Raw genomic sequence first — 24,930 nt, 5'->3', positions numbered from 1 at the left:
AAAGCGTGGTGGTCATTTGCAGCACTATTTGCATTATCTTATCGAACACTTCGGCTACATCGGCATTATGGTTGCGCTGATGCTCGGCATTGTTGGGCTGCCGATCCCCGACGAGCTGCTGTTGACATATGCCGGTTACCGCGTTTCAACGGGGGCGTTTTCGTATCCGCTCGCTTTTCTTTCCTGCTGGCTTGGAGCCATCATTGGCATCTCGCTCAGCTATATGCTAGGGATTACGCTCGGGCTGCCGTTTTTGCATAAATTCGGTCCCAAGCTCCATCTTACAGAAAAACGGCTCGAGCAAACAAAAGCGCTTTTTTCGAAGCTCGGCCCAGCGGTATTGTTCATTTGCTATTTCATCCCCGGCGTTCGGCATCTCGCCGCCTTTTGGGCCGGCATGAACGCCTACCGTTGGAGAAAGTTTGCTTTGTTCGCCTACAGCGGGGCGATGGTGTGGGTCGCTGTCTTTTTGACGATCGGCGCCTATTTTGAAAGCCGCTGGATGGCCGTCAAGCAGTACATCCATGCCTACCGTCCATTCTTATTTCCAGTCTTTTTGGTCGCTCTTGGTTTCGCCATCTTCTATTGGTACATCCATCAAAAGCGAAAAACACCGGGGTAATCTCCGGTGTTTTTCATTCTCTATGCGCGCTATACGTTCTCGCGCGGGCCGCGATGGTACGTTTCCGTCAGCAGACCCATAAACAGGCCGAATACGAACATAAACATCGAGGCCCCGATAATGCCGAGACTGATGATCGTCAAGAAATAGTCTTTGTTGTAAGCGCTTGCGATAAAAATAAGCAATAACAGTACAACTCCGACAATCAATCCCACTGACGCCATCCATTTGCACATGTTGATAATTTCTTGCCATTCGTGCCGTTTGTTCATTCTCATCATCCCATTATTTTGAGGATACTATCCTTGTCACAAAATTGCAACATTTATTTTTCCTTTTTCGTTTTCATTTCGGTTACAATTTATATTTTGCCTTCTGTCGCAACATTTACAGGGCAACAAAACGCCCCGCCGTCATACACTAACAATGACTCCTTCTTGATAAAGGAGGCATGCCGCTTGAACACCGTCGACTATGATAAGGCGCTCTATTACACGCATCGCTCCGAATGGGACAATTTGCTTATTTTAATGGTGCGTACGCCTGATGATATTTTGTCAAAAAAAATCGAAAAGTTTCTCCACGCTTATAATTTTGAACATGATTACTCCGTCATCCAGGAGCGGTTGCACGCCTTGCTTCGCTATATTGACCATGCGCTTGAAGTGAGCGAACAAAAAATGGGAGTCGAGCAGTACGCGCAGTTTTACTCGTAAGACGAACGGGGAATTGGCTGATGCCAATTCCCCGCAGATTGTGCTGATCATTGCGCATAAGAAGGAGAAACGGTGCTGAGCACATCCTTTACGCGCTGCATGACGGCTTCTGTTAAGCGGACTAGTTTTTCTTCGCTGTCCTCCAGCGACGTCCCTTTGACGCCGAAGTACGCCTTCATTTTCGGCTCCGTCCCTGATGGACGCAGACAAAACCACGAGCCATCCTCCAAGATATACTTGAGCACATTGGATGTCGGCAAATCAATGGCCGTTTTTTCGCCGGTCAACGTGTTCGTCCGCTCTTTCGTTTTGTAATCCTCAATCACCGTCACCTTTTTCCCCGCGGCCTCCACCGGCGGCTGTTGGCGGAACGACGCTAAAATCGCGGCAATTGCCTCTGCTCCTTCTTTGCCTTTCAGCGTGAGCGATCGCTGCTCCTCGCGATAATAGCCGTACTGGTCAAACAATTGCAAGAGCGCCTCATACAACGATAGCCCTTGCTTTTTATAAAACGCGCACACTTCCGCCGCGAGGACAGCCGCCTGCACGGCATCTTTGTCGCGGACAAAACCGCCGATCAGATACCCATAGCTTTCCTCATATCCGAACTGGAACGCATATTGCCCTGTTTGTTCGTATTCCTTCATTTTTTCGCCGATGAATTTGAAACCGGTCAACGTATCGACCGTCTCAAGACCAAACGATTGGGCGATCGCCCGACCAAATTCAGACGTCACGATCGTTTTTAAGACAACACCATTTTCCGGCAGAGTGCCTTGAGCTTTTCGTTGCGACAGCAAATAGTGGAGCAACAAGCCGCCGGTTTGATTGCCGGTCAGCACGACATAGTTTCCCTTGTCATTTTTAACCGCCACGCCCAGTCGGTCGGCATCCGGGTCGGTGGCGATCAACAGATCGGCGTTCACTTTCTTGCCCAACTCCATCGCCATGGCGAAGGCCGCGTGTTCTTCCGGATTGGGCGAGGCGACCGTCGAGAAATTCGGATCCGGCAACTCCTGCTCTTTGACGACAAAGACGTTTTGGTAGCCGAGCTCAGCGAGCGCGCGGCGCACCGGTTTGTTTGACGTGCCGTGAAGCGGCGTAAACACGATATTGATCGCCGTTTCCCGAGCGAGCTCTGGATGGATGGAAATCGTTTTGACCGCATGGATATAAGCATCATCGACTTCGCTTCCGATGATGCGAATAAGGCCTTTTTCTCTTAACGTTTTCTCATCTTCCACATGAATGGCGAGCTCATTTTCGACTTCATTGACATAGCGGATCACTTGGTCGGCGACAGCAGGCGGCAGCTGACCCCCGTCCTCTCCATATACTTTATAGCCGTTATATTCGGGCGGATTATGGCTAGCGGTGATGACAATGCCGGCAAACGCCCGCAAATAGCGAACAGCAAACGACAGTTCCGGCGTTGGACGCAATTCATCAAACACGTATGTTTGAATGCCGTTCGTAGCCAACGTTTTCGCCGCCTCCATCGCAAATTCCGGCGACTTATGCCGGGAGTCATAGGCAATGACGACCCCGCGTTGCTTCGCCTCATCGCCAAACGATTGTATGTATCGCGCCAATCCTTCCGACGCTTTTCGCACCGTATACATGTTCATTCGGTTCGTCCCCGGGCCGATCTCGCCGCGCATGCCGCCGGTGCCGAATTCGAGATTTTTGTAAAAGCAATCCTCCAGCCATCGTTCATCATGGCGGCGTTGTTCCAACAACCGCTTCAATTCCGGATCGAGCTGCGGCTCACGCAGCCATTGTTCGTATTTTTGTCTCCACTCCATCGCTGTTCCCCCTTGATTTTCATTTTCCCCGTTTATATATTCGTTCCCATCATACAATATACCTGCCAAAAGAAAAAGGATGCCCTGGAAAAATGTGGGCATCCTTTTTCCTCATTACCCTTGCGGCTGCGACGGTTCCGAAATGTTCGTCAACGCCTGTTCAGCCGCTTCGTTTGATGCGCTGTTCGTCGCAATATCGCCTAGTGCAACAATGCCTTGTAGCTGGTTGTTTTCCACGATCGGCAAACGGCGAACTTGATGTTGGGCCATGACATTCGCGGCTTCCTGCACGCTCATATTCGGCGTACCGGTGACGACTTGATTCGTCATGACCTCCGCTACTTTGACGGTCGACGGGTCTTTTCCTTGGGACGAAACACGCAACGTAATATCGCGGTCCGTAATCATCCCTTTGACTTGCCCGTTTTCCACAACCGGAAGCGCCCCAATATTTTTTTGGCTCATGATTTGCGCTGCTTCTTGCACCGTTTGGTTCGGCGAAATCGTTGCGACGTTTTTCGTCATAATGTCCTGCACTTTGTTTCCGCTGTTGTTCGTCAATGTGATCCTCCCCTTTCACCGATTAGTATGGCTCGTTTGTCGAGCGATATAGATAGAAAATGTTGTTTTCTTTCCTGCCCTTTGCCAGTTATGAATGGACGTGCCGTTTTCCATCCCTTATAATGGAGCTGAACAGTGTAAGATCGGGCAACGGTGTCTGCAACGGAAGAAGGGGAGAAGGATGGAACAAGAAAAACGCGCGGAACACTTGCTTTTGGCCGCATGGGCGACTGCGCTCATCGCCACCCTCGGAAGCCTTTATTTTTCGGAGGTGCTTGGGTACATTCCGTGCGACCTGTGCTGGTTTCAACGCATTTTTATGTATCCGCAAGTCATCATTTTAGGAATCGCCATCGTGCGCAAAGACGCTGCGGCAGCTCGCTATAGCTTCACACTTTCATTGATTGGCGGGGGTATTTCTCTGTATCATTATGGATTGCAAAAAATTCCGCTGCTTCAAGAATACGCCATCAGCTGCGGCCGCATTCCGTGCACAGGGCAATATATAAACTGGCTTGGATTTATCACCATTCCATTTTTGGCGTTCACTGCCTTTATGATCATTATGTTGTTAAGTTGGACCGTCATGCGCCAGCAAAGAAAGGAGAGCGAACGTTGAAAAAACTGCTCGCATTTGGCGGCATCATTGTCGTCCTGTTCGCTGCGATCTCGTTTATTACGATGTACGAACAAAAAGAAGCCGCAAGCAACAATCCTTACCATAAAAGTGAGCTCAACCCAGCCACCATCGCCCAACTTGACGACCCGAACTACCGCAACATTATTTTGCCCGCGAAGTTGAAACAGCAGCTGGCTGACGGCAAGACGCTGACCGTTTACTTTTACAGCCCGACATGCCCTCACTGCCAGCGGACAACGCCGATCGTCGTTCCTTTGGCGAAACAGCTGGGCATCGACTTAAAATTGTTCAACTTGCTCGAATTTGAAGACGGTTGGGACATATACCATATTGAAGCAACCCCGACCATTGTCCATTATGAAAACGGCAAAGAGGCAAAACGCATCGAAGGATACCATGATGAAAAAACGTTTCGCCGATGGTTTGCCTCACTGCCAATGCCAAAAAAATAAGGAGCTGCGCCTTTTACAAGACGTAGCCCCTTGCCCTACATCACCCACTGGTTCACAGCGGGAACATACATGCTGCACGGCATCGCCCGCTTATGGATAAACTGCTTGGCCCGAAATGGAAAGGTAATGCCATGACGAGCCAAAATGTTTTGGTTGCGGGCAAACAGCCATTCATATTGGTCGCACTCTCCATGTTCCCCCATATATTCGATGACGGTAATGAGCGACTGCAGCGCCGAAATGATTTGGAAAGCCTCCTTCATTGTTCCATTATATGCCACATGTTCGTGGTCCAGCGAAAGAATGCCCCATTCCTCAAATTGACGGATTTGTTCATCATCGAAGTAATACGGGAACACATCGGTATAAAAGTAGTTGAGCAAATACTGCATGTAATGCTCTTGTTCCGGAGTCGCTGCATACATCATTTTCAACGTCCTACCACCTTTTCTCGCCGCAATGCTTGCGTTCTCCATCACTAAGACGATACTATGAGTGTACCATATCTCGCGCAAGGATAGGGGTAGAAAGTGTTTCCACAGCTAACAAACAATTGGGAGTGTGACAACCTTTGTGGACAAGAAAAGGCGATTGGCTGGAATGCATCATCCCTAGCTGGTGGAGCGGTTTGACGATTGAACAGCTCCTGAAAGACGTATGGGCCGCCTCGAAAAAGCTCGCCCACCGTTGGCGGATGGAACACGGCGTCAAACTGAACGGCCAGGCTGTTCCCTGGAAGACGGTGCTCAACGAACGCGACCGGCTTCAGCTTTACGCATATGAGCCGGAGCCGTCGTTCATCGTTCCAGAATATCGGGAGCTTTCGATTTTATGGGAGGACGACCATCTGCTCGTCTTGAACAAAGAAGCCGGCATCGACATTCATCCGTCCGAACCGGGGCAAACCGGCACGCTCGCCAATGCGGTCGCGTTTTATTTGCAGTCGCAGGCAATTTTAACAAAAGTGCGCCACATTCACCGCCTTGACCGCGACACGTCGGGAGCGATTTTATTTGCCAAACACCCGCTTGCCGGTGCGACGCTCGATCGGATGCTCGCCCACCGTGCCATCAAGCGGACGTACGTCGCCCTTGTTCACGGTCGTTTGTCCCCGGAATCAGGAACCATTTCCGCGCCAATCGGCCGCGACCGCCACCATCCAACGCGCCGGCGCGTCTCGAAGACGGGGGCAAAAGCGGTGACACACTATCGCGTCATCAAAACATTCCCGTCAACATCGCTTGTCGAGCTTTCTCTCGAGACTGGACGGACGCACCAAATCCGCGTCCATTTGGCCCATCTCGGCCATCCGCTCGTCGGCGATGTGCTTTATGGCGGCAAACCAGTGTTTCATCGCCATGCGCTTCATGCCGCTAAGCTAACGTTCCGCCATCCGTTTACAAACGAAGAGGTCATTTGTCTCGCGCCAACAAGCGATTTTCCCACCGACCTTTCGCGCATTTACAATTGATCTACTCCGCCGTCCTTCAATGGAGAAGGGGATTTCTCGGCCGAAACGAGAAAAGGCAGACGCCCCCGTCTGCCTTACAAACGCAACTCCTCCTCTTCGGCGCCTGCCGCCTCCTCCTCTTTGCTCGGCTCTTTTTTTGCCACTTCCAGCGATTTCACATGATGGCCATCCATTTCCTTCACCGTAAACAAGTAGCCATCGATTTCTACACTCTCGCCTGGTTTGATATCATAATGCTTCGTTAAAATCCAGCCGCCGATCGTATCGACGTCATCATCGTCAATGTCCAGCCCAAGCAAGTCATTCACTTCGCTGATCAACACTTTGCCCTCCAAGATCAATCGATCGTCCATTTTTTGAATCAGCGGCGTTTCATCAATATCAAACTCATCTTGGATTTCGCCAACGATTTCTTCCAAAATGTCCTCGACTGTAACCAGTCCAGACGTGCCGCCGTATTCATCGACCAAAATCGCCATATGGATGCGTTCTTTTTGCATTTTGACCAACAAATCGTGAATGGCGATCGATTCAATCACTTGAATGATCGGGCGGATATAGTCTTTCATCTGCTTTTCGTTGGACGGATTGGCAATAAAGTCCGTAAACACCTCTTTCACGTTGATGAGTCCAAGCACATGGTCTTTATCGCCGTCAATGACCGGATAGCGCGTATACTTTTCTTCGCGAATGATGTCCAAGTTTTCCTTGACGCTTTTGTTAATATCGAGCGCCACAATTTCTTTGCGCGGCACCATAATTTCCTTCGCTATGCGGTCGTCAAAACGAAAAATATTATTGACATAGCGGTACTCTGACTGATTGATCTCCCCGCTTTTGTAGCTTTCTGATAAAATGAGGCGCAACTCCTCCTCAGAGTGGGCGATTTCATGCTCCGCCACCGGCCTGAGGCCAAACAGGCGCGTCACGAGCCGCGCAGAGTTGTTGAGCGTCCAAATGAACGGATACATGATTTTGTAAAACCAGATGAGCGGCTGAGCCGTAAACAGCGTAATCGCTTCCGCCTTATGAATGGCAAGCGTCTTCGGCGCTAATTCACCGACGACGACATGCAAAAAGGTGATGAGCGAAAACGAAATGATAAACGCTAAAAAGTGGGAGACGGATTCCGATAAATGGAGGCGTTCAAACAGCGGCAGCAACATCCGCGCCACCGTCGGCTCCCCGAGCCAGCCAAGACCAAGCGAGGTGAGCGTAATGCCGAGCTGGTTCGCCGATAAATAGCCGTCCAAATTCGAAATCACTTTTTTCGCCGCGACCGCCCGTCGATTCCCTTCATTGACAAGCTGATCGATGCGCGAGCTGCGCACCTTGACGATCGCAAATTCAGAAGCGACAAAAAAGGCGGTGCAAGCGATGAGAAACGCCACCAACAGCAAACTGGCTATATCCAATTCGTCTCCGAGCGCGGATGAAGCGCCCAGGTTACACCTCCTGCACACAAAGGTTTCCATTGCAGCTGATAGACGATGATGCCGCTGGGCCGCCTTAGGCGGCCCAATATGTTACGATTCCTCATTATTGTTCCCTTGGGTGAAAATGAGCACATATTTCAGCAGTTCAAATACGGCGATCAACGTTGCCGCGACGTATGTCAGCGCCGCCGCGCCAAGCACTTTGTTTACGCCTCGCGCTTCATTTGGGGCGATCAACCCTTCAGCCAGCATAAACCGCTTCGCCCGTGCGCTCGCGTTAAACTCCACCGGCAAGGTAATGATTTGGAAGGCCACCGCCAGCGAGAAAAACAAAATGCCGAGTCCAATCAGCGAAAATTGATGGAGCACAAATCCAACGAGCAACAACAACGGCGCAACGCCCGAAGCGAAGTTCACAATCGGAAACATCCGGTGGCGAAGGACGAGCGCCGCGTAGCCTTGCTGGTGTTGAACGGCATGGCCAACCTCGTGGGCGGCAACGGAAATGGAAGCGATTGAACGCCCATAAAAGACCGGCTCCGACAAACGGACCGTGCGGGAAATCGGATCATAATGGTCGGACAATCGTCCCGGAACGACCTCAACCGGCACATGGTGCAACCCGTGGCGGTCTAAAATCATGCGCGCCACTTCCGCCCCCGTCAACCCCGATGAGGCTGGAACTTCAGACCAGGCATTGAAATTGCTTGATACCTTCCATTGCGCCCAAAGCGATATCAGGAAGGCGATAAAAATGAAAATATCCATCGGATGGAATAGCATCACAGCACCCTCCGTTTTTTCAATGTTCATCAAATGTGTATACTATTATTTATTGTACTTGCTCACCTTTTCATACGTCAAACGGCTCGCTCCGGTTTCAAAAAAAAAAAAAAAAAAAAAAAAAAAAAAAACAACAGCACCTGCATCGAGGCGCTATTTGGCTGATGGGGACATCAAAAATTGAAATTGTCTGGGTCAGGACCGACCCGTTTGTTCAAGTTCAACGCGTCGATCTGTTTCATTTCTTCGTCGGTCAGCGAGAAATCAAAAATATCAGCGTTTTCCTTGATCCGCGCCGGCGTCACCGATTTCGGGATCGTCACGACGCCGTGCTGCAAATCCCAACGCAACACGACTTGCGCTGGCGTTTTCCCGTATTTTTTGCCAATTTCAACGATTGTCGGTTCGGTTAAAATTTCCCCGCGCATAAGCGGCGACCATGCCTCAAGCTGGATGCCGTTTTCCCGACAAAACGTAAGCAACTCTTTTTGCGTCAGGCGCGGGTGATACTCGACTTGGTTGACCATCGGCTTAATTTCGCAGTCAGCCAGCACATCTTGCAAATGGTGAATTTGGAAGTTGCTGACGCCAATCGCGCGCACATAGCCGTCTTTATACAGCTTTTCCAGCGCTTTGTACGTCTCTTTATACTTCCCTTTCACCGGCCAGTGGACTAAGTACAGGTCAACATAATCAAACCCAAGCTTTTTCAAGCTTGCATCAAACGCCTTCAGCGTCGTCTCATACCCTTGGTCGGTGTTCCATACTTTCGTCGTCACAAATACTTGCTCGCGCGGAATGCCGGATTCACGGATCGCTTGCCCGACCCCTTCTTCGTTTTCGTAAAAAGCGGCCGTGTCAATATGGCGATAGCCAATTTCCAACGCGGTGCGCACCGTGCTTTTTACTTCCTCGCCCTCCTTTACTTTGTAGACGCCAAGGCCAACCCAAGGCATTTTCACCCCGTTATGCAAAGTGGCGCAATCTTGCAGGCCGTTCATATCCTCTCCTCCTCGAGCGTCATTATAGTTTCATTATGGGAAAAGAGGGAAAGAAAATCAAAATATATGCTTGCTCTCCTTTCTCACTTCCCCGCGTCCCTCTTGTTCTTTCTTTAGGGGAAAATCAACGCAAAAACGAGGGGAAACGCTCCCCTCGCGCTGTTATTGCATTCCTTCTTTCATCCATTCGGCGATTTGCAGCGTGCGGCTCCTTTCCCGACGCAGTCAGAAACATGCGAACGGAAAAGCTGTCAATTGGACTTGCAGATCGGCTCCTGACTCTTATTTGGCCACGCTCATCGAGGCGCGCTCCACTTCAGCTTCGTTCGGATGAAACTCGTTTTCCATTTTCGAAACAACCACTGTCGCTACAGCATTGCCGATGATGTTCGTAATCGCCCGCGCTTCCGACATGAAGCGGTCAACCCCAAGCAACAAGGCGATGCCTTCGACCGGAATCATCGGAAATGCTGCCAACGTTGCAGCCAGTGTAATAAAGCCGGAACCGGTAACCCCTGCTGCCCCTTTCGAGGTGAGCATTAATACGCCAAGCAACGTCAGCTCTTGCCAAATGGTTAAATCAATGCCGTACGCTTGGGCGATGAAAATGGCTGCCATCGACAAGTAAATCGATGTGCCGTCTAGGTTAAACGAATACCCTGTCGGAACGACAAGACCAACAACCGATTTCGAGCACCCGTATTTTTCCAAACGTTCCATCAGCCGCGGCAACGCTGATTCAGACGAAGATGTGCCCAAAACAAGCAACAGTTCCTCTTTGATATAAGCGAGAAACTTAAAGATGTTAAACCCATAAAACTTGGCAATCCCGCCAAGCACGACGAAAATGAAAAGCGCCATCGTAATGTAAACAGAACCCATCAGTTTACCGAGCGACACGAGCGATCCGAGGCCGAACGTGCCGATCGTGTACGCCATCGCGCCGAACGCGGCGATCGGCGACACCTTCATAACCATGTTGACGACGCCAAAGAAAATTTCAGCGATTCGCTCAAACAACGAAAGCACCGGTTTGACTTTCTCCCCTAACCCTGCTGCCGCCAAGCCAAACAGGACGGCGAAGAAGAGTACCGGAAGCAATTCTCCGCTGGCCATCGCGGCGACGACGTTATCCGGGATAATACTGAGCACGAAATCGACAAACCCGTGGCTCGTCTCTTCCGCCTGCTTCGTATATTGCGAAATGTCGCCGCCTTTTACTGCATCGGTATGAAACCCAACCCCTGGTTTGACAAGGTTGACGACGACAATCCCGATCGCCAACGCAAACGTCGTGACAATTTCAAAATAAATGAGCGCCTTGCCGCCGATGCGGCCGACCTTTTTCAAGTCGCCCATATTGCCGATTCCGATGACGACGGTGAAGAAAATGATCGGGGCGATCACCATTTTAATCAGCTTAATAAATCCGTCTGCCAATACTTTTAACTTCGCTACGAATTCTGGAAATAGAAATCCGACAATGATCCCTAAAATAATGCCGATGATGACTTGCACCGTCAAGTTTTTCAGTTTTCTCCGCATTTCTCCCACTCCTTTCGATATATTGGAAACACTTTCAACATTATCATAAAGAAAAATCGTTGAAATCAAAATATTATGGTGATAATGGTCGTTTTGGTCTTGACCTTTTTTGCTGTTCAAAAACAAAAAAGCTTCCGCCCGCGGAAGCCTATTACGATCCTCTCTTTTATCATATCAGAGGAATCATGCTAAAATAAATGATAATGACTGTTTCGAAAAAAGAGGAGTCTCGCCACGAATCGGCTGCCGATCCGTTGGAAAATCATGATTTTAATTTTTGTCATCGTCAGTTTTTCGATGCTGCTGAGCGGCTTGTTTATCATCAGCGATTTTTTTCATACAAAAGAAGAAGGAAAAGGCACCATCTTTACGATCACATTTGACATGTAACATAGCAAGGAAGCCTAGCGAAACAGCGCTGGTGTCTTTCTCCATCATGTAAACAGGCTCCATCCGTGCAAAGGAGGAAAAGCATGTACCGTGTACTGCTCATTGAAGACGATCCGATGGTCCAGGAAGTGAACCGGCAAATGATTGAACAAGTCGACGGCTTCACCATCGTCGGCCTTGCCGGAAACGGTGAAGAAGGACTCCGCCTCATCGACGAGCTGCGTCCCGATTTAGCGATGATTGATATTTACATGCCGCAGCTGGACGGCCTTGAAACAGTAAAGCAAATCCGCGCCCGCGGCCATGAAGTTGATATCATCGCCATCACAGCGGCAAGCGACATTGAAACAGTGCGCCGCGTCCTGCAAAACGGCGCCTTCGATTACATTTTGAAACCGTTTAAATTTGAACAGCTCAAACAGGCGCTGGGAAATTATCGGGCGTTCCGCCAGTCGCTTGCAGAAAAGGAATCGCTCACCCAGGCAGAACTCGATGCACTACGGCAAACGGCTGAACAACCTGCCGCCTCGCTCCCTGAACTTCCGAAGGGATTAAACGAAGTGACGTTGGAAAAAGTCGTCGCCTACTTGCGCCAGCACCGCTTCCCTGTTTCCGCCGAGGAAGTGGCCGAGGGCGTCGGCATCGCCCGTGTGACGGCCCGCCGCTACTTGGAATACCTTGAGAAAACGGGACAAGTGATACTCGATGTGCAATACGTCGGCGTCGGACGCCCCGTCAACCGCTATCAGTTGAAACGACTATAGCCTACCCGGTAGCCCGCACGATTAACCGGGTGGGCAACTCTTCTTGTTTTCGCGGAACATTTCCTGTCTCCAGCCAATGGTAAAGAAGGTGAAACGCTCTTTCCCCAAGCGTAAAATGGGGGAGCGCCACTCGTCGCCACTGTTTGGCGCGGGGCGCATGTCGCCTTGCACACCAAACAACAAGCCAAAACGAACAAACAGAAAAAATAGGGAAACGAGTCTGTTTGTTTCCACCGTTTCAATTGGTATAATGGGGGGTATATGGAACGTAGGGAGGAATGAACATGATTCGATACTGGAAACTGTTGTTCTCTCTCGCTGTCGCCTTCGTCTTGCTGGTTGGCTGTGGAACGAAAGAGCACGAGACGACACAGGCGGCAAAGGAAGAGCAGACAGCCGCCGATCAAAAACCATCGTCTGATGCGCCGTCATCCAAGAACCCTTCTCCTTCGAAGGAAGCAAAAGAGCAAACATCAACGAAAAAGAACGAAGAAGAGCAACGAGCGGCAGGAGGAGGACAACCCGCTGCTTCACAACCGACCATTTCATTGTCCTACCAAGATGGAAACCAAACCGTCACGAAAACCGCAACGCTGCAAACAAGCAACAATCAGCATTTTTCCCTCTATGTTTTGGAAGGATGGACCCTTGACGCCGAAGAACCGGGCGCCGATGTCTTGCTTCATGGCGAAGCATTCGCTCGCATCCGCTTGCTTTCGGAGGGGGAAACAAACTACGAGCAACTAGCGCAAGAACATGCCCAAGCGGTTGACGCCAACGCCGCCCGCCAACAAACGAACGGATTGCCTAAGCCGTTCGCTGATGCCGTTTGGTACACTGCCCAAGCGGACGGTGTCACCGTTCATGTCATCGCCAGCGCCCAACCAGCGCCAATGCTATTGACCGTGCACGCTCCACGCAACGAAGACGTGCTTGGCGCCGTGCTCGCCATGGCGGCGACGCTGCAAAAGCAATAACTTATTTTAGGGAGGGCGATTGCCCTCCCTTTCCAAAAAGAAAAACCCCCTTTTTTCAGCTGCCAGAGGGTCAAACGAGCTGCTTGCTCTCTTCTTTGCGGAAAAATGTTTTCATCGCATGGAACACATCTGATTTTTGCTTCAAAATATAATAGCGGAACTTTTCATCCTTAATATTGCGATACGCCGACATGAGTGTGGAATGGCGGTTGTACTGGTTGACTTCTCCATACCCAAACATGTTCGACACTTTCATCAGCTCTTGAACAAGCTTCACACAGCGGGCATTGTCCGATGTCAAGTTGTCGCCGTCGGAGAAGTGGAACGGATAAATGTTGTAGCGCGACGGAGAATACTTCGTTTCGATCAGTTCCAGCGCCTTGCGGTAGGCAGATGAGCAAATCGTCCCGCCGCTTTCCCCTTTCGTGAAAAATTCATCCTCGCTGACAACTTTCGCTTCCGTATGATGGGCGATAAAGGCGATGTCGACTGTTTCGTACTTCGTGCGCAAAAAACGCGTCATCCAAAAGAAGAAACTGCGCGCCATGTATTTTTCCCACATGCCCATCGAGCCGCTTGTGTCCATCATGGCCAAGACAACGGCCTTCGATTCCGGCTTGACGACTTCATTCCACGTTTTAAACTTTAAATCTTCGCGGTAAATCGGGTAAAAGCCTGGTTTGCCGCTCATGGCATTGCGTTTGAAAGCGGCGAGCATCGTCCGCTTTTTATCGATGTTCCCCATCAACCCGGTGCGGCGAATGTCGTTAAATTCGATATGTTGAACGACATTTTGATCCAGTTCTTTCCGCTGCAAGTTCGGCAGCTCCAGTTGGCTGAAGAGCGCTTCTTCGATTTCCATCAACGACACTTCAGCCTCGTAATAATCTTGACCCGGCAAGTCGCCGGCTCCTTGGCCTTTTCCTGGCCCTTGCCCCTCCCCACTTCCGTCTCTGGCCACGACATCGCCGACTTGGCTGTCTCCGTTTCCTTGGCCGACATGTTTGTTTTTCTCATAGTTGTAGCGAATTTTATATTCATCCAGCGAGCGAATCGGAATCTTAATTACATCGCGTCCGTTGGACATAATGATGCTTTCTTCCGTAATCAAATCCGGCAAATTGTTTTTGATCGCTTCCTTTACCTTTTCTTGATGCCGCTTTTGATCGTCATATCCTTTGCGGTGGAGGGACCAGTCTTCTTTCGATACAACGAAATTCCCTTTCATATTTTCCCCTCCTTTTTAAAATGGTATTGTCAAAAGTTTATCCTCCACACTCACGGTTTTCCCTTGAGTTTCAACGGTTGGAAGAAAAAAAGCTTGCCACCCCCGTTGTTTTCGGCCATCATTGAGGTAACGACACCCAACAGCCAAAACAAAGGAGTGACAAGCTTTGTTACCTCAATTATTAGCCTATTTGCTCGAAATAATCAAGACCCAATATCAAATCATTGTGTATTTGATGGGTGTGATCGTGGGAAAATCCTTGAATCTCGAGGACTTGGACGAACCCATCCAAAAGCCGTACCGGAAACTTCAGGTCGATGACCTTCCGATCATCGATGTGCCGGAAACCCTTGATTACCGAAAGCTGTTGGCAGACTATGAAGCCCAGCACGGACGTCCTTTACGGCCCATCCAGCGCCGCGCGAATGCGAAACACCGTGTTCCGGATTCGTTGACCTGCCCTCGCTGCCAGGCTCCCTCTTCTTACCTGTACGCCAATAACGGCGGAAAAGGGCAATACCAATGCAAAGTGTGCCAGTGCCGGTTCAACCACCGAAATCGGTTCACCAAGCAAGCGGTCTTTCGCTGCCCGCACTGCAAAAAGACGCTGGAAAAAATCAAGGAACGCAAAGAATACAACATCTATAAGTGCAAGAACAACGCTTGCCCGTTTTACCAGGCCAACCTTCGCCGGATGACGAAGAAGGAGCGCCAACAGTTTCAACAGGATCCTCAAGCCTTCAAGGTGCGGTATTTGTTTCGAGAGTTCTTGTTTGACTTTCTCCCGTTGGCTTCCTCGTCGCTCATCAAGCCGAAGGTCGATTTGTCCCGGCTGGCTGCGTCGCCGCACGTGTTGGGGCTCGTGTTGACGTACTACGTCAACTTTGGGATGTCCTCGAGGGAGACCGCCGCCGCCATGAAGGACATCCATGGCGTCTCGATCTCCCATCAGACGGTGCTCAACTACGCCAACAGCGTCGCGCTTTGGATCAAGCCCTTTGTCGACCGGTTCCCGTATGAGCTGTCCGGTTCGTTTTGCGGGGACGAGACGTATATTCGCGTCAAAGGGCGCTGGCATTACCTGTTCTTTATGTTTGACGCCGTCAAAAAGATCGTGCTGTCGTATCGCGTCTCGCCCAACCGGGACACGCTCTCGGCCATCAAGGCCATCGATGATGTCCTCAGGAAGCTAGCGTCCCTCCCAGACGACTTGTCGTTCGTCGTGGATGGCAACCCGATTTATCTGCTGGCGCAACACTTCTTCGCCCAACACGGGATTTCATTTGACGTCCGCCAAGTGATCGGGCTGACCAATGAGGATCCGGTCTCGGAAGAGTTTCGCCCTCTCAAGCAGATCATCGAGCGATTCAACCGGACCTTTAAAGGCAACTACCGCCCGACCCATGGGTTTGGTGCGGAAGAAGGCTCGGTGTCCTTTGTGACGCTGTTTGTGGCGTATTTCAACTTTCTGCGCCCACACAGCGCGCTCGAAGGCCGGGTGCCGGTCGTCATCCCGGAACTGGCGGATCTTCCGCATATGCCGGCCCGGTGGACGAAGCTGATCGCCATGGCACAAGCGTTTCTCCAACAAGAGGCGGCCTGACTTTTTTGTCCTCTGGAGCCCGTTGAACAGAACTCCTGCCGGATTCGGCGAAGCGAACCCTTGACCAACCGAACACCGCCAAAGGTAAAATTCGGTCATGGCAAGGGCGGCTTTCTTATTGCCTTCTTTTTTGTCCCCGTCGCCCTTGACGACTCTTCCGCACCTTTGGCGGGTGTTGGTCAAGGGCGAATCCGGCCCTCCGCATGCCCCACGATGCTCAATGGGATGATCTGTGTGGAGTTTTCATAGAACTTTTGACGCTACCGTTAAAATGGTTCTCACACTTTTCACTTTCCCGCATATACTTATGTTGGCGTCATCAAAACGGACCATCACTATGCCAAGTTGTTTATTTTATCCTATGCAAAAATTCAAAATAATTGACAGATGAATGCCGAAAATAGAAAAGCGAACAACGGACGGACAAGCCCGATTATCGATGCAAAAAAGCATGCCCCGGCGCTCGAGGCATGCCTAGCGGTTCAACAAGCTGCCGACATAGCGGAGCAATTCATTGGCCGACGTGGAGTTGTACCCGTATTCATCGATCAGGCGGGCGACGACTTCATTAATTTTTTTCAGTTGCTGTTCATCGGGCGTTTTCGTCGATGTCGTGATTTTCACAATATCCTTTAAATCAGCAAACAGCTTTTTCCGGATCGCTTCACGCAACCGCTCATGCGAATTGTAGTCAAACTTTTGCCCTTTGCGTGCGTAGGCGGAAATGCGGATTAAAATTTCTTCCCGGAACGCCTTTTTCGCATTTTCCGAAATGCCGATCTGTTCCTCAATCGAGCGCATCAGCTTTTCATCCGGATTCATTTCCTCACCCGTAAGCGGATCGCGCAGTTTCGTCTTGTTGCAGTACGCCTCGACGTTGTCCAAATAGTTATCCATCAACGTTTTCGCTGACTCTTCATACGAATAGACGAACGCCTTTTGCACTTCTTGTTTTGCGATTTCATCATACTCCTTGCGCACGAGCGAAATGAAATTCAAATACCGCTCGCGGTCTTCCTTCGTGATCGACGGATGCTGATCCAACCCTTCTTTCAACGAACGAAGCACGTCAAGCGCATTGATCGACAGCACTCCTTTGCGAATGATGCAGGCAGAAATGCGGTTGATGACATAGCGTGGGTCGATGCCGCTCATCCCCTCGTCCGGATGCTCCTTTTTCAGCTCCTCCACATCGACCTCGCTGAATCCTTCGATCATTTCGCCATCATACAAGCGCATTTTCTTCAATAAATCCACATCCGGCCGCTTCGACTCTTTCAGCCGAGTCAAAATCGTAAACATGGCCGCAATCCGCAATGTATGCGGGGCGATATGCACGTCGGCGACATCGCTTTCGCGGATCATTTTTTCGTAAATGCGCTCTTCTTCCGAGACGCGCAAGTTGTATGGAATCGGCATGACGATGATGCGCGAATGGAGCGCCTCGTTCTTTTTGTTGGCGATGAACGACCGATATTCCGTTTCGTTCGTATGAGCGATAATCAATTCGTCGGCGCTGATTAAAGCAAACCGCCCAGCCTTGAAATTGCCTTCTTGCGTCAGCGACAGCAAATGCCAAAGAAATTTTTCATCGCACTTTAACATCTCTTGAAATTCCATAATCCCGCGGTTGGCTTTGTTCAGCTCGCCGTCAAACCGGTACGCGCGCGGGTCGGACTCGGAGCCGTATTCCGCGATCGTTGAAAAATCGATGCTTCCCGTTAAATCGGCGATGTCTTGCGATTTTGGATCAGACGGACTGAACGTCCCGATGCCGACGCGGCGGTTTTCCGAGAAGAAAATGCGCTCCACTAGCACGTCTTCAATGCGTCCGCCGTACTCTTTCTCAAGCCGCATCATATTGAGCGGCGACAGCTCGCCTTCGATGCGAATTCCGTATTCGCGGTAAAAATCGTCGCGCAAATGGTGAGGAATGAGGTGAAGCGGGTCTTCATGCATCGGGCACCCTTTAATCGCATAAACGGCTCCGTGCTCCGTTTTGGAGTACTCCTCAAGCCCGCGCTTCAGGAGCGTTACCAACGTCGATTTCCCGCCGCCGACCGGCCCCATCAGCAGCAAAATCCGTTTCCGCACATCAAGCCGCTTCGCCGCCGGGTGGAAATATTCCTCAACGAGCCGCTCAAGCGCCTCCTCAAGCCCGAACAGGTGCTGGCTAAAAAACTTATATCGTTTCCGCCCATTCACCTCTTCGACCCCAGCATCTTTGATCATATTATAAACACGCGAATGAGCCGACTGGGCCACCCACGGCTTTTCTTTTAAAATCTTTAAATACTCGGCAAACGTTCCTTCCCATTTCAACTTTTCTTCTTCTTCCCGATACCGGGTGATTTTTTGCAAAATATCCATAAAGGACCTCCTCACCCTTGGATGTCTAACAGCAAGATTATTACAATTTATGTGAGGATGTCCCGTATCATTCGCCGCAAAAAAAATTTTGTCTCCTAACAACCAACTGCGGTCATTCACATGCTTAGCCATATTCGCTATAATAAAGGGGGAAACGCCTGCCACTTTCATTATGAAGGAGGAACAAACGATGCGCACGTTGCTTGTGCTAGGGGTTATCATTGCGTTTTTGACGGCCATTTTCACCGCTGGCTATGAAGACAAACCAGGCGTCAGACAATAAGACCAAAAAAACGACCTCCAGAGCGAAGGTCGTTTTTTTTTGTTTATGACAACCCATAAAACCGTTGTTGGCGCAACGCTTCGTACACTAAAATGGCCGCCGTGTTCGACAAGTTTAACGAGCGTACTTTGTCATTCATCGGGATGCGAAGGCAACGGTCCATATTGGCCTCAAGCAGCTCCCTCGGCAGTCCGGTCGTTTCACGGCCGAACACAAAGAAAATATGTTTTTCTGTATCGCTGAAATCAAACGAATCATAATACCGGCGCCCGAATTTCGTAATGAAATAAAACTCCCCTTCCGGAAAGCGGGCGAATAGTTCGTCAAGCGAGTCATAATACGAAATATTGACATACGGCCAATAATCAAGCCCGGCGCGCTTTAACATTTTATCATCCGTAGAAAAACCGAGCGGGCGGATCAAATGGAGCGACGTATCGGTTGCTGCGCACGTACGAGCGATGTTTCCAGTATTGGCTGGAATTTCTGGCTGGTATAGCACTACATGAAGCGGCATTTCCTTCACCTCAGCAACGTTTATTTGCGATCGATGATGTGAAAAAACTTATAGCGAATGTTCGGCGTATAGGCGCTTGAATCTTCATACGACCAATAGCGCATTCGGCTGTTTGTCGTATGGGCGTTCACAAGCGGCATCCCGTTCTGATCTTTCGCCACCACAATCGTTGAGTGGTCGAAGCGTCCGTCCCCTTGAAAATCATAACAGATGACATCGCCTGCCATCAATTGCTCCGGCTCCGCCACTTCCACCGCCTGCAAGCCAATGCACGACCCGCTCAAATACCAACGAAAGGAATGAGCGACAGCCCAGCTGTAACTCCAACTTCCGTTTTGACACCACCATCCCCTCGCCCGGTTCGGATAGCCCGTCATCGGTGCCCCGCCCGCATACAAGCATTGGGAAACAAAATTCGTGCAATCCACCGGAAACGACGGAAACACCGGGTTATGCCGATTCCACCACGTTTCCGCATACCGAACCGCCCGGGCGCGGTCATACTGGTAAGAAAGACGATCTCCCGTCCATTGCTCTCGTTCGACGCGCGGCGCCTCCATATCCCCCCCCAATCGGTTGATCGGTTCATCAGCAACAAGCTCACCGCCAACAAAACAGGCGCATCGCTCCTCAACCTGTTCTTCTATATATAGTGAACCCCTTTGCTTAATTAAAAATTGATGGTGGGCAATATACATCACTTTCGCTTCCCGCTCAATGGTCTGCCTGCCGACAATTTGCCCCCGGATCGTGCAACGGACGATCTCCGCACCGCGCTTTTGGCAAAGCTGTTGCTTTCTTGCCGCCTCTTCGCTTCGGATATTGCTTTCCGACACAAACGAGCGGGCTCGCTCATCCAACCACGCGCGCAACTGTTTTTTCATGCTGCTTTCCACCACTTTCGTTTTTGTTACTACCTTATGTGGGGAAGCTGCGTTTTTTTCCCTATTCCTTTGCCTCAGCCAACAGTTTTAGTCCTTTTTCAATCTCAGCGATCACATCGGCATCCGCCTCCGTTTGCCGCGCGGCCTCCAAATAAGGCTTAGCGCTTGGATCCCCGATTTTCCCGAGCGCCCACGCCGCCGTCCCGCGGATGACGGGACGGCTATCCTCTTTCAACAAACGCAGCAAATGCGGCACCGCGGTTTGGTCTTTGTAATGGGCAAGCGCCAGAATGGCATTGCGCTGAATCGGCTTTTTCCCACGCCATGAACCCGCCATGGCCCCAAATGTTTCTTGAAATTCACGGTTGCTCATCTGAAGCAGCGGGATGAGTTTCGGCTTTACCGCTTCCGGATCCGGCTCGAATTCCGGATGCAAATGAAAGTCTTTTCCCTTATTTTCCGGGCAGACTTGCTGGCATGTATCGCAGCCATACAGCCGATTCCCGATTTTCTCTAGAAACTCGTCGGCCAAAAAGCCTTTCGTTTGCGTTAAAAAGGAAAGGCACCGCTGTGCGTTCAGTTGTCCCCCTTGCACAAGCGCCCCAGTCGGGCAGGCATCAATGCATTTCGTGCACGTGCCGCATCGGTTTTCAACCGGTTCATCAGGGGGAAATGGAATATTCGTAATCATTTCTCCCAAATACACATACGATCCAAACTCTGGTGTAATAATAGAGCAGTTTTTGCCACTCCAACCGATCCCTGCCCGTTCCGCCACCGCCCGATCGGCGAGCTCTCCGGTATCCACCATCGAGCGAACGCGGGCATGGGGCACTTTGGCCAGCAAAAACTCCTCGAGCTGCTGCAAACGTTCCCGCAACACATCGTGGTAGTCCTTTCCCCATGAAGCGCGGCAAAAAACGCCGCGCCGTTCCGTCTTTGTCCCCCGCGGCGCATTTTTCATTTTAGACGGATAGGCAAGAGCAATGGCAATAATCGATTTTGCTTCCGGAAGAAGCAATGAAGGATTCGTCCGTTTCTCAATATCTGGTTCCTCAAAACCGGACTGATAGCCGAGCTCCTGCTGGCGGCGCAGCCGTTCCTTTAATTCCACAAACGGATCAGCGCTCGCAAATCCGATTTTATCAATGCCGATTGACCGACTGTACTCAATGACTTCCTGCTTTAATGCCATAACATCCATCGTTTTCCCTCCTTTCGTCATATATGGTAAAATGAAATCCGAGGTGATCAAGATGAAATGCGTGATATCAGAACAACTAAAGCAACGCCTTCCTTCTGGTAAATTCGGCGTCATCCGCTATTATCATATCGAGGTCAGCGATTCACCGCAAATGTTAAGGGGGCGGCTTGAGCTGTTTCAAGAATCTCTTTACATCGAGCTGCAGGAAAAGTCGATTGCCGACATTCCTGAAATGGTCGAATGGCGCCGTACTTTCAAACAAATCGGAACGGACCCAAGCCGCTATCGACCGTCAAGTGAAAGCCTGTACCGACGCATCCAGAAAAAAAGCTTCATTCCGCCTATCCATTCAGCGGCAGACATAAACAACTTTTTTTCACTCTATTATAAAATTCCGCTCGGCATCTATGATCTAGACCGCATCAACGGGACAGTGACGCTCACGATCGGCACGGAAAAAGATGAATACATCGCGTTAAACGGCCGCACAGTCAACTTTGCCAACAAACTCGTCAGCAAAGATGAACGAGGGCCGTTTGGCAGTCCGATCGTCGATTCGGAGCGGACCGCCGTGACGAGAGAAACGAAAAACGCTTTGCAAATCGTTTACTTTCTCCCATCAACGCCAGAAGAAACCGCCAAGCGCCGGCTTCAAGCCATCCAAACGATGTTTGTGCAAATTCATGGCGGCGAAGCCGACGCCCAATTGTTCGTTTGATCTTCTCCCCCCACTTTCCTGCCGTTGGAAACGGGGGACTCCCTTCCTACCTGAACTCTCTCCCTACGCTCACGCGTGGAAATGAGGGTCTTCTCGGTTTAGGGTGGTAAATAAAAAAACGCAATGCCTCGTTCTTTAACGAAACGAAACACTGCGTTGTCCCCAACAATCATAACGTAATTTTAAAGCTAACGAGAGATATTATAACAGACTTCCACACGCATCGCAAGAAAAAACGCAAAAATCGACAAAAGAAATTGTACAAAAGGGCACCAGAATCTCTGGTGCCAGCAACCAGTGACCCGTACGGGATTCGAACCCGTGTTACCGCCGTGAAAGGGCGGTGTCTTAACCACTTGACCAACGGGCCATTATGGCGGAGAAGGCGGGATTTGAACCCGCGCGCCGCAAAACTGCGACCTAACGGTTTAGCAAACCGTCCCCTTCAGCCACTTGGGTACTTCTCCAAAGAAATGGCTCCGCAAGTAGGATTCGAACCTACGACCTACCGGTTAACAGCCGGTTGCTCTACCGCTGAGCTATTGCGGAATGATGTATATGTTATGCACATCTTCCAAATGTACTCGTTGCCTCTTTCTCTGCCAGCTAATTCAAGGAAGCGAGATGCGTCGAGGCAACTCGCAGCGAATTCGAAGATGTGAAGCTCGTCGCTCCGATTTTGCTGTGGAACGATGGGGCATTGTTCGCCCATTATTATAGCGAATGACCCAAAAATATTCAATGGAAAATAATGGGCCTAAGTGGACTTGAACCACCGACCTCACGCTTATCAGGCGTGCGCTCTGACCAGCTGAGCTATAGGCCCATCAAAAGCGGGTGATGGGAATCGAACCCACGACATCAGCTTGGAAGGCTGAGGTTTTACCACTAAACTACACCCGCATAATATTTGGCTTAACATCCGCCACGCTGCTTCCATGCCCCTTCCTCTACCAGCTGATTCATAGAAGCCAGATGCGTCGGGGCAACTCGAAGCTAATTCGATGATGCAGATGCTCGTGGCTGAGGTTTTACCACTAAACTACACCCGCAAATATAGAATATAATGAAAAGGGCGACTAGTGGGAATCGAACCCACGCATGCCAGAGCCACAATCTGGTGCGTTAACCACTTCGCCATAGTCGCCTCGTTCTGGTGCCGGCTGCAGGACTTGAACCCGCAACCTACTGATTACAAGTCAGTTGCTCTACCAATTGAGCTAAGCCGGCACATTTAACATGAGTTACTGGATCATATGATCTGCTCGGTTGTTCCTCTTCCTCTACAAGCTGATTCGAGGAAGTCAAATGCTCGGTGTCCCTTCCTCTGCAAGCTTATTCAAAGAAGTGGGATGCGTCGGGACAACTCGAAGCAGATTCAACGATGCGAATGCTCGTCTCTACCAATTGAGCTAAGACGGCACGATTTTAAAGTGCATGGCGGAGGAGGAGGGATTCGAACCCCCGCGCGCCTTGCGGCGCCTCTCGGTTTTCAAGACCGACCCCTTCAACCACTTGGGTACTCCTCCAAAAAAGCAACAATAATAATAATGGTGGACCTTGTAGGACTCGAACCTACGACCGGACGGTTATGAGCCGTCTGCTCTAACCAGCTGAGCTAAAGGTCCGATAATGGTGGCGGTGGAGGGGATCGAACCCCCGACCTCACGGGTATGAACCGTACGCTCTAGCCAGCTGAGCTACACCGCCAAATTTAAGTCAAAAGGTGGAGCCTATCGGGATCGAACCGATGACCTCCTGCTTGCAAAGCAGGCGCTCTCCCAGCTGAGCTAAGGCCCCATGATAAATCGGGAAGACAGGATTTGAACCTGCGACCTCACGGACCCGAACCGTGTGCTCTACCAAGCTGAGCTACTTCCCGACAAAACGCGCTCGAGAGGATTCGAACCCCTAACCTTCTGATCCGTAGTCAGATGCTCTATCCAATTGAGCTACGAGCGCACGTGCCGAGGGCCGGACTCGAACCGGCACGGTAGTTACCTACCCCAGGATTTTAAGTCCTGTGCGTCTGCCAATTCCGCCACCCCGGCGGAAGTGGAGCGGAAGACGGGGCTCGAACCCGCGACCCCCACCTTGGCAAGGTGGTGTTCTACCGCTGAACTACTTCCGCAAGACGATGAGCCATGGAGGACTCGAACCTCCGACCCTCTGATTAAAAGTCAGATGCTCTACCTACTGAGCTAATGGCTCATGGTTGGGTATACACTCACAGTGAACGATGTCCCTTCCTCTACTAGCATATTCGAAGATGCAAGATGCGTCGGGACAACTCGAAGCCAACTCGATGATGCATCGCTCGTTGCTCTACCTACTGAGCTAATGGCTCATGGTTAAGATAACACTCTAAGCTTCATTTCACTCTACCTGCCCCTTCCTCTACAAGCTTATTCGAAGAAGTCAAGTGTGTCGGGGCAACTCGCAGCGAACTCGAAGATGTATCGCTCGTTTCTGAGCTCATGTTTCGCTAGTTGAATTTTTTCAAAATGGAAGATGCCGGCTGCAGGACTTGAACCCGCAACCTACTGATTACAAGTCAGTTGCTCTACCAATTGAGCTAAGCCGGCACATTTAACATGAGTTACTGGATCATATGATCTGCTCGGTTGTTCCTCTTCCTCTACAAGCTGATTCGAGGAAATCAAATGCTCGGTGTCCCTTCCTCTGCAAGCTTATTCAAAGAAGTGGGATGCGTCGGGACAACTCGAAGCAGATTCAACGATGCGAATGCTCGTCTCTACCAATTGAGCTAAGACGGCATAATTTATAGTTTGATGGTGGCTCGGGACGGAATCGAACCGCCGACACAAGGATTTTCAGTCCTTTGCTCTACCGACTGAGCTACCGAGCCATATATTATTTTTTAACTCGCTCGTTGAATTGCTCTGTGCCTCTTCCTCTACCAGCTGATTCAAAGACGCTCGATGCGTTGAGGCAACTCG

At 50.5% G+C, this 24,930-nt stretch carries 23 protein-coding genes and 18 tRNA genes; 9 read left to right on the top strand and 32 right to left on the bottom strand.

What is annotated here, in order from left to right:
• The first annotated feature begins 16 nt into the window (after positions 1-16).
• Complete coding sequence (locus NSQ51_RS02955) at positions 17-622, top strand: DedA family protein (RefSeq protein WP_064213542.1); 606 nt, start codon at positions 17-19, stop codon at positions 620-622.
• A gap of 29 nt (positions 623-651) precedes the next feature.
• Here the strand turns inward: NSQ51_RS02955 and NSQ51_RS02950 are convergent, their stop codons facing one another.
• A complete protein-coding gene (locus NSQ51_RS02950; RefSeq protein WP_121650117.1) occupies positions 652-900 on the bottom strand; it encodes an MFS transporter in 249 nt (82 codons plus the stop codon).
• A 180-nt stretch (positions 901-1,080) separates the two neighbouring features.
• Between NSQ51_RS02950 and NSQ51_RS02945 the strand changes: the two genes are divergently transcribed.
• On the top strand, positions 1,081-1,338 hold the full coding sequence (locus NSQ51_RS02945; RefSeq protein ID WP_013146280.1) for a YhdB family protein: 258 nt from the start codon (positions 1,081-1,083) through the stop codon (positions 1,336-1,338).
• A gap of 47 nt (positions 1,339-1,385) precedes the next feature.
• Here NSQ51_RS02945 and NSQ51_RS02940 read toward each other — a convergent pair whose 3' ends face one another.
• Positions 1,386-3,143, bottom strand: a complete 1,758-nt coding sequence (locus tag NSQ51_RS02940) for a phospho-sugar mutase (protein ID WP_121650118.1) — start codon at positions 3,141-3,143, stop codon at positions 1,386-1,388.
• A 114-nt stretch (positions 3,144-3,257) separates the two neighbouring features.
• Positions 3,258-3,704 (bottom strand): CBS domain-containing protein, encoded by a 447-nt coding sequence (locus NSQ51_RS02935; protein WP_011230073.1) that lies wholly within the window; start codon positions 3,702-3,704, stop codon positions 3,258-3,260.
• A 181-nt stretch (positions 3,705-3,885) separates the two neighbouring features.
• Here NSQ51_RS02935 and NSQ51_RS02930 point away from each other — a divergent pair, with 181 nt between their 5' ends.
• Both NSQ51_RS02930 and NSQ51_RS02925 read left to right on the top strand, forming a co-directional pair.
• A complete protein-coding gene (locus NSQ51_RS02930; protein ID WP_033013884.1) occupies positions 3,886-4,323 on the top strand; it encodes a disulfide oxidoreductase in 438 nt (145 codons plus the stop codon).
• Positions 4,320-4,796: a thioredoxin family protein gene (locus NSQ51_RS02925; protein WP_033013885.1), complete on the top strand. Its 477-nt coding sequence runs from the start codon at positions 4,320-4,322 to the stop codon at positions 4,794-4,796. The genes NSQ51_RS02930 and NSQ51_RS02925 overlap by 4 nt, the downstream gene beginning before the upstream one ends.
• Before the next feature lie 35 nt (positions 4,797-4,831).
• On the opposite strand, the gene NSQ51_RS02920 is transcribed toward NSQ51_RS02925, so the two are convergent.
• The gene (locus NSQ51_RS02920) at positions 4,832-5,230 is read right to left on the bottom strand and encodes a YhcU family protein (protein WP_033013886.1); all 399 of its coding nucleotides are present in this window, start codon (positions 5,228-5,230) and stop codon (positions 4,832-4,834) included.
• Positions 5,231-5,367: 137 nt separating this feature from the next.
• On the opposite strand from NSQ51_RS02920, the gene NSQ51_RS02915 reads away from it, so the two are divergent.
• On the top strand, positions 5,368-6,267 hold the full coding sequence (locus tag NSQ51_RS02915; RefSeq protein WP_033013887.1) for an RluA family pseudouridine synthase: 900 nt from the start codon (positions 5,368-5,370) through the stop codon (positions 6,265-6,267).
• Positions 6,268-6,341: 74 nt separating this feature from the next.
• Here NSQ51_RS02915 and NSQ51_RS02910 read toward each other — a convergent pair whose 3' ends face one another.
• From NSQ51_RS02910 to NSQ51_RS02890, 5 genes are all read right to left on the bottom strand, one after another.
• Positions 6,342-7,682 (bottom strand): hemolysin family protein, encoded by a 1,341-nt coding sequence (locus NSQ51_RS02910; protein WP_049625103.1) that lies wholly within the window; start codon positions 7,680-7,682, stop codon positions 6,342-6,344.
• Positions 7,683-7,793: 111 nt separating this feature from the next.
• Positions 7,794-8,486 (bottom strand): zinc metallopeptidase, encoded by a 693-nt coding sequence (locus NSQ51_RS02905; RefSeq protein ID WP_011230067.1) that lies wholly within the window; start codon positions 8,484-8,486, stop codon positions 7,794-7,796.
• A gap of 173 nt (positions 8,487-8,659) precedes the next feature.
• Positions 8,660-9,487 (bottom strand): aldo/keto reductase, encoded by an 828-nt coding sequence (locus tag NSQ51_RS02900; protein ID WP_049625104.1) that lies wholly within the window; start codon positions 9,485-9,487, stop codon positions 8,660-8,662.
• A gap of 282 nt (positions 9,488-9,769) precedes the next feature.
• A complete protein-coding gene (locus NSQ51_RS02895) occupies positions 9,770-11,032 on the bottom strand; it encodes a dicarboxylate/amino acid:cation symporter (RefSeq protein WP_049626352.1) in 1,263 nt (420 codons plus the stop codon).
• 270 nt (positions 11,033-11,302) lie between these two features.
• Positions 11,303-11,470: a hypothetical protein gene (locus tag NSQ51_RS02890; RefSeq protein ID WP_162489994.1), complete on the bottom strand. Its 168-nt coding sequence runs from the start codon at positions 11,468-11,470 to the stop codon at positions 11,303-11,305.
• Between the two features lie 35 nt (positions 11,471-11,505).
• Between NSQ51_RS02890 and NSQ51_RS02885 the strand changes: the two genes are divergently transcribed.
• Positions 11,506-12,186: a response regulator gene (locus NSQ51_RS02885; RefSeq protein WP_049624417.1), complete on the top strand. Its 681-nt coding sequence runs from the start codon at positions 11,506-11,508 to the stop codon at positions 12,184-12,186.
• Between the two features lie 284 nt (positions 12,187-12,470).
• A complete protein-coding gene (locus tag NSQ51_RS02880) occupies positions 12,471-13,163 on the top strand; it encodes a hypothetical protein (protein WP_033016566.1) in 693 nt (230 codons plus the stop codon).
• A 70-nt stretch (positions 13,164-13,233) separates the two neighbouring features.
• On the opposite strand, the gene yhbH is transcribed toward NSQ51_RS02880, so the two are convergent.
• Positions 13,234-14,391: a sporulation protein YhbH gene (yhbH, locus tag NSQ51_RS02875; protein ID WP_050368243.1), complete on the bottom strand. Its 1,158-nt coding sequence runs from the start codon at positions 14,389-14,391 to the stop codon at positions 13,234-13,236.
• 166 nt (positions 14,392-14,557) lie between these two features.
• Here yhbH and NSQ51_RS02870 point away from each other — a divergent pair, with 166 nt between their 5' ends.
• Positions 14,558-15,994: a DDE-type integrase/transposase/recombinase gene (locus NSQ51_RS02870; RefSeq protein ID WP_047817981.1), complete on the top strand. Its 1,437-nt coding sequence runs from the start codon at positions 14,558-14,560 to the stop codon at positions 15,992-15,994.
• 474 nt (positions 15,995-16,468) lie between these two features.
• Here NSQ51_RS02870 and NSQ51_RS02865 read toward each other — a convergent pair whose 3' ends face one another.
• The 4 genes from NSQ51_RS02865 to queG all read right to left on the bottom strand — a co-directional run bounded on the left by NSQ51_RS02865 (position 16,469) and on the right by queG (position 21,252).
• The gene (locus NSQ51_RS02865) at positions 16,469-18,364 is read right to left on the bottom strand and encodes a PrkA family serine protein kinase (RefSeq protein WP_049624378.1); all 1,896 of its coding nucleotides are present in this window, start codon (positions 18,362-18,364) and stop codon (positions 16,469-16,471) included.
• A 326-nt stretch (positions 18,365-18,690) separates the two neighbouring features.
• Positions 18,691-19,164, bottom strand: a complete 474-nt coding sequence (gene trmL, locus NSQ51_RS02860; protein ID WP_049624377.1) for a tRNA (uridine(34)/cytosine(34)/5-carboxymethylaminomethyluridine(34)-2'-O)-methyltransferase TrmL — start codon at positions 19,162-19,164, stop codon at positions 18,691-18,693.
• A gap of 20 nt (positions 19,165-19,184) precedes the next feature.
• Positions 19,185-20,048 carry an amidase domain-containing protein gene (locus NSQ51_RS02855; RefSeq protein WP_033016387.1) on the bottom strand — a complete coding sequence of 288 codons (864 nt, stop codon included), beginning with the start codon at positions 20,046-20,048 and terminating at the stop codon, positions 19,185-19,187.
• Positions 20,049-20,109: 61 nt separating this feature from the next.
• Positions 20,110-21,252 carry a tRNA epoxyqueuosine(34) reductase QueG gene (gene queG / locus NSQ51_RS02850; protein ID WP_121650178.1) on the bottom strand — a complete coding sequence of 381 codons (1,143 nt, stop codon included), beginning with the start codon at positions 21,250-21,252 and terminating at the stop codon, positions 20,110-20,112.
• A gap of 52 nt (positions 21,253-21,304) precedes the next feature.
• Here queG and NSQ51_RS02845 point away from each other — a divergent pair, with 52 nt between their 5' ends.
• Complete coding sequence (locus NSQ51_RS02845; protein WP_033016385.1) at positions 21,305-21,970, top strand: phenylalanine--tRNA ligase beta subunit-related protein; 666 nt, start codon at positions 21,305-21,307, stop codon at positions 21,968-21,970.
• Between the two features lie 298 nt (positions 21,971-22,268).
• Here NSQ51_RS02845 and NSQ51_RS02840 read toward each other — a convergent pair.
• The 18 genes from NSQ51_RS02840 to NSQ51_RS02755 form a co-directional block, all read right to left on the bottom strand.
• Positions 22,269-22,340: transfer RNA gene (locus NSQ51_RS02840), tRNA-Glu, on the bottom strand.
• Between the two features lie 4 nt (positions 22,341-22,344).
• A tRNA-Ser gene (locus NSQ51_RS02835) sits at positions 22,345-22,437 on the bottom strand.
• 7 nt (positions 22,438-22,444) lie between these two features.
• A tRNA-Asn gene (locus NSQ51_RS02830) sits at positions 22,445-22,519 on the bottom strand.
• A 203-nt stretch (positions 22,520-22,722) separates the two neighbouring features.
• Positions 22,723-22,796 (bottom strand) — tRNA-Ile (locus tag NSQ51_RS02825).
• A 6-nt stretch (positions 22,797-22,802) separates the two neighbouring features.
• Positions 22,803-22,873: transfer RNA gene (locus tag NSQ51_RS02820), tRNA-Gly, on the bottom strand.
• A 171-nt stretch (positions 22,874-23,044) separates the two neighbouring features.
• Positions 23,045-23,117, bottom strand: a tRNA-His gene (locus NSQ51_RS02815).
• A gap of 7 nt (positions 23,118-23,124) precedes the next feature.
• Positions 23,125-23,200, bottom strand: a tRNA-Thr gene (locus NSQ51_RS02810).
• A 208-nt stretch (positions 23,201-23,408) separates the two neighbouring features.
• A tRNA-Ser gene (locus NSQ51_RS02805) sits at positions 23,409-23,499 on the bottom strand.
• 22 nt (positions 23,500-23,521) lie between these two features.
• Positions 23,522-23,598 (bottom strand) — tRNA-Ile (locus NSQ51_RS02800).
• Between the two features lie 5 nt (positions 23,599-23,603).
• A tRNA-Met gene (locus NSQ51_RS02795) sits at positions 23,604-23,680 on the bottom strand.
• 17 nt (positions 23,681-23,697) lie between these two features.
• Positions 23,698-23,770 (bottom strand) — tRNA-Ala (locus tag NSQ51_RS02790).
• Between the two features lie 8 nt (positions 23,771-23,778).
• A tRNA-Pro gene (locus NSQ51_RS02785) sits at positions 23,779-23,852 on the bottom strand.
• A gap of 6 nt (positions 23,853-23,858) precedes the next feature.
• A tRNA-Arg gene (locus tag NSQ51_RS02780) sits at positions 23,859-23,932 on the bottom strand.
• A gap of 3 nt (positions 23,933-23,935) precedes the next feature.
• Positions 23,936-24,021 (bottom strand) — tRNA-Leu (locus tag NSQ51_RS02775).
• A 5-nt stretch (positions 24,022-24,026) separates the two neighbouring features.
• A tRNA-Gly gene (locus tag NSQ51_RS02770) sits at positions 24,027-24,101 on the bottom strand.
• 7 nt (positions 24,102-24,108) lie between these two features.
• Positions 24,109-24,181 (bottom strand) — tRNA-Lys (locus NSQ51_RS02765).
• 301 nt (positions 24,182-24,482) lie between these two features.
• Positions 24,483-24,555 (bottom strand) — tRNA-Thr (locus NSQ51_RS02760).
• Positions 24,556-24,763: 208 nt separating this feature from the next.
• Positions 24,764-24,839: transfer RNA gene (locus NSQ51_RS02755), tRNA-Phe, on the bottom strand.
• Positions 24,840-24,930 lie beyond the last annotated feature (91 nt).

It is taken from the genome of Geobacillus sp. FSL K6-0789 (genome assembly GCF_038593135.1).
GTDB lineage: Bacteria > Bacillota > Bacilli > Bacillales > Anoxybacillaceae > Geobacillus > Geobacillus stearothermophilus.
The sequence above is the reverse complement of the archived record's forward strand: the minus strand, read 5'-3'. Positions and strand labels throughout refer to the sequence as shown.

What these genes read in the sequence shown, in the direction of transcription:
- NSQ51_RS02855 (WP_033016387.1), bottom strand. Translation starts at nt 20,048, where the DNA reads ATGAAAAAACAGTTGCGCGCGTGGTTGGATGAGCGAGCCCGCTCGTTT.
- NSQ51_RS02940 (WP_121650118.1), bottom strand. Translation starts at nt 3,143, where the DNA reads ATGGAGTGGAGACAAAAATACGAACAATGGCTGCGTGAGCCGCAGCTC.
- NSQ51_RS02865 (WP_049624378.1), bottom strand. Translation starts at nt 18,364, where the DNA reads ATGGATATTTTGCAAAAAATCACCCGGTATCGGGAAGAAGAAGAAAAG.
- NSQ51_RS02895 (WP_049626352.1), bottom strand. Translation starts at nt 11,032, where the DNA reads ATGCGGAGAAAACTGAAAAACTTGACGGTGCAAGTCATCATCGGCATT.
- NSQ51_RS02845 (WP_033016385.1), top strand. Translation starts at nt 21,305, where the DNA reads ATGAAATGCGTGATATCAGAACAACTAAAGCAACGCCTTCCTTCTGGT.
- NSQ51_RS02880 (WP_033016566.1), top strand. Translation starts at nt 12,471, where the DNA reads ATGATTCGATACTGGAAACTGTTGTTCTCTCTCGCTGTCGCCTTCGTC.
- queG (WP_121650178.1), bottom strand. Translation starts at nt 21,252, where the DNA reads ATGGATGTTATGGCATTAAAGCAGGAAGTCATTGAGTACAGTCGGTCA.
- yhbH (WP_050368243.1), bottom strand. Translation starts at nt 14,391, where the DNA reads ATGAAAGGGAATTTCGTTGTATCGAAAGAAGACTGGTCCCTCCACCGC.
- NSQ51_RS02900 (WP_049625104.1), bottom strand. Translation starts at nt 9,487, where the DNA reads ATGAACGGCCTGCAAGATTGCGCCACTTTGCATAACGGGGTGAAAATG.
- trmL (WP_049624377.1), bottom strand. Translation starts at nt 19,164, where the DNA reads ATGCCGCTTCATGTAGTGCTATACCAGCCAGAAATTCCAGCCAATACT.
- NSQ51_RS02930 (WP_033013884.1), top strand. Translation starts at nt 3,886, where the DNA reads ATGGAACAAGAAAAACGCGCGGAACACTTGCTTTTGGCCGCATGGGCG.
- NSQ51_RS02890 (WP_162489994.1), bottom strand. Translation starts at nt 11,470, where the DNA reads ATGATGGAGAAAGACACCAGCGCTGTTTCGCTAGGCTTCCTTGCTATG.
- NSQ51_RS02905 (WP_011230067.1), bottom strand. Translation starts at nt 8,486, where the DNA reads ATGCTATTCCATCCGATGGATATTTTCATTTTTATCGCCTTCCTGATA.
- NSQ51_RS02885 (WP_049624417.1), top strand. Translation starts at nt 11,506, where the DNA reads ATGTACCGTGTACTGCTCATTGAAGACGATCCGATGGTCCAGGAAGTG.
- NSQ51_RS02950 (WP_121650117.1), bottom strand. Translation starts at nt 900, where the DNA reads ATGAGAATGAACAAACGGCACGAATGGCAAGAAATTATCAACATGTGC.